This is a genomic window from Mesorhizobium sp. M7A.F.Ca.CA.001.10.2.1 (assembly GCF_003998575.1).
GTDB lineage: Bacteria > Pseudomonadota > Alphaproteobacteria > Rhizobiales > Rhizobiaceae > Mesorhizobium.
Map to the genome: position 1 here is coordinate 1 of NZ_RZQY01000354.1, position 6,065 is coordinate 6,065.

The 6,065-nt window shown below is 63.4% G+C and carries 6 protein-coding genes; 4 read left to right on the plus strand and 2 right to left on the minus strand.

Features of this window, described 5'->3' with window-relative positions:
* Window positions 1-272: citrate/2-methylcitrate synthase (locus EN964_RS21360; RefSeq protein ID WP_281059563.1), on the minus strand; the 272-nt coding region annotated here is incomplete at its 3' end.
* A gap of 92 nt (window positions 273-364) precedes the next feature.
* Here EN964_RS21360 and EN964_RS21365 point away from each other — a divergent pair.
* Complete coding sequence (locus tag EN964_RS21365; RefSeq protein ID WP_127270162.1) at window positions 365-1,504, plus strand: citrate synthase; 1,140 nt, start codon at window positions 365-367, stop codon at window positions 1,502-1,504.
* Window positions 1,505-1,525: 21 nt separating this feature from the next.
* On the opposite strand, the gene phaR is transcribed toward EN964_RS21365, so the two are convergent.
* Window positions 1,526-2,137, minus strand: coding sequence for a polyhydroxyalkanoate synthesis repressor PhaR (gene phaR / locus EN964_RS21370; protein ID WP_027037157.1), 612 nt, complete (start codon window positions 2,135-2,137; stop codon window positions 1,526-1,528).
* Window positions 2,138-2,438: 301 nt separating this feature from the next.
* On the opposite strand from phaR, the gene EN964_RS21375 reads away from it, so the two are divergent.
* The 3 genes from EN964_RS21375 to EN964_RS21385 all read left to right on the plus strand — a co-directional run.
* Window positions 2,439-3,617, plus strand: coding sequence for an acetyl-CoA C-acetyltransferase (locus tag EN964_RS21375; RefSeq protein ID WP_127270160.1), 1,179 nt, complete (start codon window positions 2,439-2,441; stop codon window positions 3,615-3,617).
* 127 nt (window positions 3,618-3,744) lie between these two features.
* Window positions 3,745-4,470, plus strand: a complete 726-nt coding sequence (phbB, locus tag EN964_RS21380) for an acetoacetyl-CoA reductase (RefSeq protein ID WP_023814310.1) — start codon at window positions 3,745-3,747, stop codon at window positions 4,468-4,470.
* 719 nt (window positions 4,471-5,189) lie between these two features.
* Window positions 5,190-6,065, plus strand: an 876-nt coding sequence (locus EN964_RS21385; protein WP_281059564.1) for a helicase-related protein, incomplete at its 3' end; no start/stop codon positions are given.

Here is a 6,065-nt window from a genome sequence, read left to right on the forward strand (position 1 = left end):
CTGTAAACATCGAGCGACGCCAGCAGGGGCAGCGAGGGCAAGAGCCGTTCGAACACCTCAGCGCGTGCCTGGCCCAGTGCCCGCGTCAGTTGCGCCTCATCGGGAAGGTCGTCGAAGAAGCCGTCGAGCAGCAGCCGCATCACCTGGGCATAGTTCAAGCGGCCGGCCAGCTCCGGCAGCGAATGACCTCGGATCGTCAGACGGCCACCAAGACCATCCACATCGGAAAGCACGGTTTCCGCCGCCACCACGTCATCGAGCCCATTCGCCATAGCCTGTCTCCTTGAAGCATTTCCGGATCGGAGATAGAGATGGGCAACGTTTCCATCAATCTTGATCAATAGAATCAATATCAGGGCTCGATATGTCCGAGTGGTTGTCCCGGGAAGAGGCGCTTGAGCGCCTCAAGGTGCGGGCGCAGACGCTGTACGCCTATGTCAGCCGTGGGCGCATCGGCATGCGGCCCGACCGCGCCGATCCGCGCCGCAGCCAGTACCGCGCCGACGATATCGCCGCACTGGCGACCCGCCGGGCGCGCGGACGGAGCCCATCAGTCATCGCTGAAAGCGCCATTGCCTGGGGCGAACCCTCAATCGCAACGGCGATTTCGACCGTCTCGCACGGTCGGCTCATCTATCGCGGGCAGGACGCCGCAGTGCTCTCCGGGCACGCCACACTGGAAGAAGCCGCCGCCATTCTCTGGGCTCTGCCGGAACCGGTGGCTTTCGAAGCACCGTCGCCGGATGTGCCCCATCAAGCCGGCCGGGCCTCGGCTTTTGCGCAACTTGCCGTGCTTGCCGGCCAAGGGCGCCCGTCGCTTGGGCGCAACCGGGCCTCGCTGCATGCCGATGCCGCGCACGCTGTCGGCGTGCTGGTCGCCGCGCTGGGCGCACCGGCAGGACCAGATCCCGTCCATCAGCGGCTGGCGCAGGCCTGGTCGGTGGACGCCGGCGGCGCCAATGCGATCCGCCGCGCGCTTGTCCTGCTTGCCGATCATGAACTGAATGCGTCGACCTTCGCCGCGCGCGTCGCAGCCTCGACCGGCGCGCCGCTGGCCGCTTGCCTGCTGGCCGGGCTCGCGACGCTGTCAGGCCCTCGCCATGGCGGTGCCGGCGAGGCGGTGATGCAACTGGCCGAGGATGCGGCCCGACATGGCGCCGATGCGACGATCCGGCGCTGGCTCAGCCACGACCGGCCATTGCCGGGGTTCGGTCATCAGCTCTATCCTGACGGCGATCCCCGAGGGGCGGCGCTTCTGTCGGTGATCGAGGTTGACGGCACACTATCTTCGCTGCGCGATGCTGCCCTTGCGGCGACCGGCGCGCTTCCCAATATCGACTTTGGGCTGGCAGCGCTGACGCGCAGCCTCGGCTTGCCGCGCGATGCGCCGTTTCGCCTGTTTGCGCTCGCACGCAGCGTCGGCTGGGCCGAGCACACGGTCGAACAGATCACAAGCGGAAGTGTCATCAGGCCGCGCGGCCGCTATGAGGGCGTGCTGGTGTAGGGTTGCAAGAGCGCCAAGCGCTCAGGACATCGTGTCGAGCTTGCGCTGCATGGCCGCGATCTGGTCCTTCAGTTCCTGAAGATCGTCGGGTTTTTCTGACGTTTCCTTCCTGGCCGGCTCGGGCGATGGCGCGGCGGCTGGCGCGGTGCCGGCGGGCGGGAACGGCGTGAACAGCCGCATCGCATTCTGGAACATTTCCATGTTGCGGCGTGTCTGTTCCTCCAGCGCCTTGATCGGCGTGGTGATCTTCATCATGTCGAGCGGCGACTTGCCGATCGCCCCCTTCATCTGCTCGCGAAAGCGCTCCTGCTCCTTGGAAAAGGCAAGCATCGACTGTTCGAGGAAGCTCGGCACGATCATCTGCATCTGGTCGCCGTAATAAGCGATGAGCTGGCGCAGGAACGGGATCGGCAGCATGTTCTGCCCGTCCTTGTTCTCCAGTTCGAAGATGATCTGTGTCAGCACCGGATGCGTGATGTCGTCGCCGGTCTTGGCGTCCTGGACGGTGAACTCCTCGCCCTTCTTGACCATCTCGGCGAGGTCCTCGAGCGTCACATAGGTGCTGGTGCCGGTGTTGTAGAGGCGGCGATTGGCGTATTTCTTGATGATGATCGGATCGTCTTTAGCGGCCATCTACATCCTCCCGGGGACACCGGCGCGCCTCTGAGCAAGCCGCCGATAACGATTGTGCCTTTTTTTTGAGGATATGCGCAAAAGCTTCACAATTCCAAGCAGTTTGTGCAGTGCGGGATCACTAAATGCTGCATAGCAGGCAAAATATGCTGCGCAGCAATGGACGAATGGTCGCCCTGGCAAGGCACGGCCTGCTTGCGGCGCATGGGCGCCATGCCCATTTCCGGTTTGACTTGGGGTTGGGAAAGGGCAAGAAAAGTCCCCAACGACAGAGCAACACCCTTGAAGTCTGGAGAAGAAAATGTCCGCTTCCATCGTCATTGCCAGTGCGGCGCGCACGCCGGTCGGCTCCTTCAACGGCGCCTTCGCCGCCACCCCTGCGCATGAACTCGGCGCCGTCGTCATCAGGGAATTGCTGTCGCGTGCCGGTGTCGAACCAGGCGAGGTCGACGAGGTCATCCTCGGCCAGGTGCTGACCGCCGCGCAAGGCCAGAACCCGGCCCGCCAGGCATCGATCAATGCCGGCCTGCCCAAGGAAACCACAGCCTGGGGCCTCAATCAGGTTTGCGGCTCGGGCCTGCGTGCCATTGCGCTCGGCATGCAGCAGATCGCCATCGGCGACGCCAAGGTGATCATCGCCGGCGGCCAAGAATCGATGTCGCTTTCGACGCATGCCCAGCACCTGCGCGCCGGCGTCAAGATGGGCGACTTCAAGCTGATCGACACCATGATCAAGGACGGGCTGTGGGACGCCTTCAACGGCTATCACATGGGCAACACCGCCGAAAACGTCGCGCGTCAGTTCCAGATCACCCGCGAAGACCAGGACCAGTTCGCGCTCGCCTCGCAAAACAAGGCCGAGGCCGCGCAGAAGGCCGGCAAGTTCAAGGACGAGATCGTCGCCGTCACCATCAAGGGCAAGAAGGGCGACACCATCGTCGACCAGGACGAATACATTCGCCACGGCGCCACGATCGACGCCATGACCAAGCTGAAACCGGCTTTCGACAAGGACGGCACGGTGACCGCCGCCAACGCCTCCGGCATCAATGACGGTGCCGCCGGCGCGCTGCTGATGAGCGAGGCGGAAGCGGTGAGGCGCGGCATCACCCCGCTGGCACGCATCGTGTCCTGGGCAACCGCCGGCGTCGATCCGCAGATTATGGGCACCGGCCCGATCCCAGCATCGCGCAAGGCCTTGGAAAAGGCCGGCTGGTCGGTCGGCGATCTCGACCTGGTCGAGGCCAACGAGGCCTTTGCGGCACAGGCCTGCGCCGTCAACAAGGACATGGGCTGGGATCCCTCGATCGTCAACGTCAATGGCGGCGCCATCGCCATCGGCCACCCGATCGGTGCGTCCGGCGCCCGCGTCTTCAACACGCTGGTCTTCGAAATGCGCCGGCGCGGCGCCAAGAAAGGCCTCGCCACCTTGTGCATCGGCGGCGGCATGGGCGTCGCCATGTGCATCGAAGCACTCTGAAAAAGAAGTGAGTAGCAAATAGGGAGTAGTCAATAGGGAAGAATTGCGTCAGCGCGACGGGACGTAGATCCCTACTCGCTATTCGCTACTCCCTATTCGCTCTCCCGACCAAAGGGAGGGAACACGCATGACCAAGGTAGCAATCGTCACAGGCGGATCGCGCGGCATCGGCGCGGCGATCTCGATCGCATTGAAGACCGTCGGCTATTCGGTTGCCGCGAACTATGCCGGCAATGACGCCGCAGCGGCGAAATTCAAGGCCGAGACCGGCATTCCGGTCTACAAATGGTCGGTCGCCGACTATGATTCCTGCGCCGCCGGCATCAAGCAGGTCGAGGCCGATCTCGGCCCGGTCTCGGTGCTGGTCAACAATGCCGGCATCACCCGCGACGCCATGTTCCACAAGATCACGCGCGAGCAGTGGAAAGAGGTCATCGACACCAACCTGTCCGGCGTCTTCAACATGACGCATCCGCTGTGGAGCGGCATGCGCGACCGCAAGTTCGGCCGCGTCATCACCATTTCCTCGATCAACGGCCAGAAGGGCCAGGCCGGCCAGGTCAACTATTCCGCCGCCAAGGCCGGCGACATCGGTTTCAGCAAGGCTCTCGCTCAAGAGGGAGCACGCGCCGGCATCACCGTCAACGTCATCTGCCCTGGCTACATCGCCACCGAGATGGTCAAGGCGATTGACGAGAGGGTGCTCAACGACCGCATCATCCCACAAATCCCCGTCGGCCGCCTCGGCGAACCGGAAGAGATCGCGCGCTGCGTCGTCTTCCTCGCATCCGAAGATGCCGGCTTCATCACCGGCTCGACCATCACGGCCAATGGCGGCCAATACTTCGCCTGACGACGTGGCGATGTAGGAGATCGACGGGCCGGCACACCGGCCCGTTTCCGGCACGGTCCCTTTGACGTGCTCGCGACCGTAGCTGACCCAATTCGGCACGCAGAGGTTAACAGCCACCCGCCGCCCTGTGCGAAAGCTGCTTCGTAACCTGTGGATTCTCGGTGGATAAGCTGTTCACAACACAAGATATTGGGGTGAACAAATCGGGAAAATCGCGCCATCGCTGATTCGTCGCCGATTCGTTCCGGCTATGAGCCGAACGTTAACGACGACAGCCGGAATCGTCTGCCCAACTGCTTAACGCAGGTTAAGAAAGATCAACAATTTCATCATGTTGGTTGAGGCGCGCCTAGCCGCCGTGATTGTTTCCAGGCAAAGGTTAACGGCAACACCCTCTTAGCATGAAACGGGCCAGTTCAGCGATTCAGCATGTGGTGCGACTCGCGGCCGCGAAATCCACATGTAGCCGTGAACAAAAGCTGAATCTGCAGGAGTCACTGATTCGTCGCCGATTCGTTCCAGACTCGTTCTATCCGTTAATCCGCAGCCGATTGGAAGCTTGACAAAACCACCTTCTCGCCGCCGGCGGAACATTCCGCTTTCGCTTCGCGCCCGAAATCCCTATGTGTCGCCTGTCATACGCGCCATTTGAGGCACGCTCCCGACAACCAGAGGCCAGAAGCCTTATTTCCAGGTCCCAGAAGCCTTATTCTAGGTTGATGAACATCCAGCCCAAACACACAGAGCCGCTGATCCTGTCGGGCCGCGACGTGACCGCCGTGCTCGGGCCGACCAACACCGGCAAGACCCATCTCGCCATCGAGCGCATGGTGGCGCATGAGAGTGGGATCATCGGCCTGCCGCTCAGACTTCTGGCGCGCGAGGTCTACGCCCGCGTCTGCGAAAAGGTCGGCGCCCACAAGGTTGCGCTGATCACCGGCGAGGAAAAGATCCAGCCGCCGGGCGCCAGATATTCGGTCTGCACCGTCGAGGCCATGCCGCGCGAGACCGACGCCGCCTTTGTCGCCATCGACGAGGTGCAGCTCGCCGGTGACCTCGAGCGCGGCCACATCTTCACCGATCGCATCCTGCACCTTCGCGGCCGTCAGGAAACGCTGCTGCTGGGTGCTGCCACCATGCATGGCATCCTGCAGCGCCTGCTGAGGGGTGTCTCGGTGGTGACGCGGCCGAGGCTGTCGCATCTTGCCTATGCCGGTTCCAAGAAGCTGACCCGCCTGCCGCGGCGCACGGCGATCGTCGCCTTCTCCGCCGACGAGGTCTACGCCATCGCCGAGTTGATCCGCCGCCAGCAGGGCGGTGCCGCCGTCGTGCTCGGCGCGCTCTCGCCGCGCACCCGCAACGCCCAGGTGGCGCTGTTCCAGTCCGGCGATGTCGACTACCTCATCGCTACCGACGCAATCGGCATGGGTCTCAATCTCGATCTCGACCACGTCGCCTTCGCCCAGAACCGCAAGTTCGATGGCTTCCAGTACCGCAACCTGACCGCGGCCGAGCTCGGCCAGATCGCCGGCCGCGCCGGCCGGCATCTGCGTGACGGCACCTTCGGTGTCACCGGCCAGGTCGACCCGCTCGAC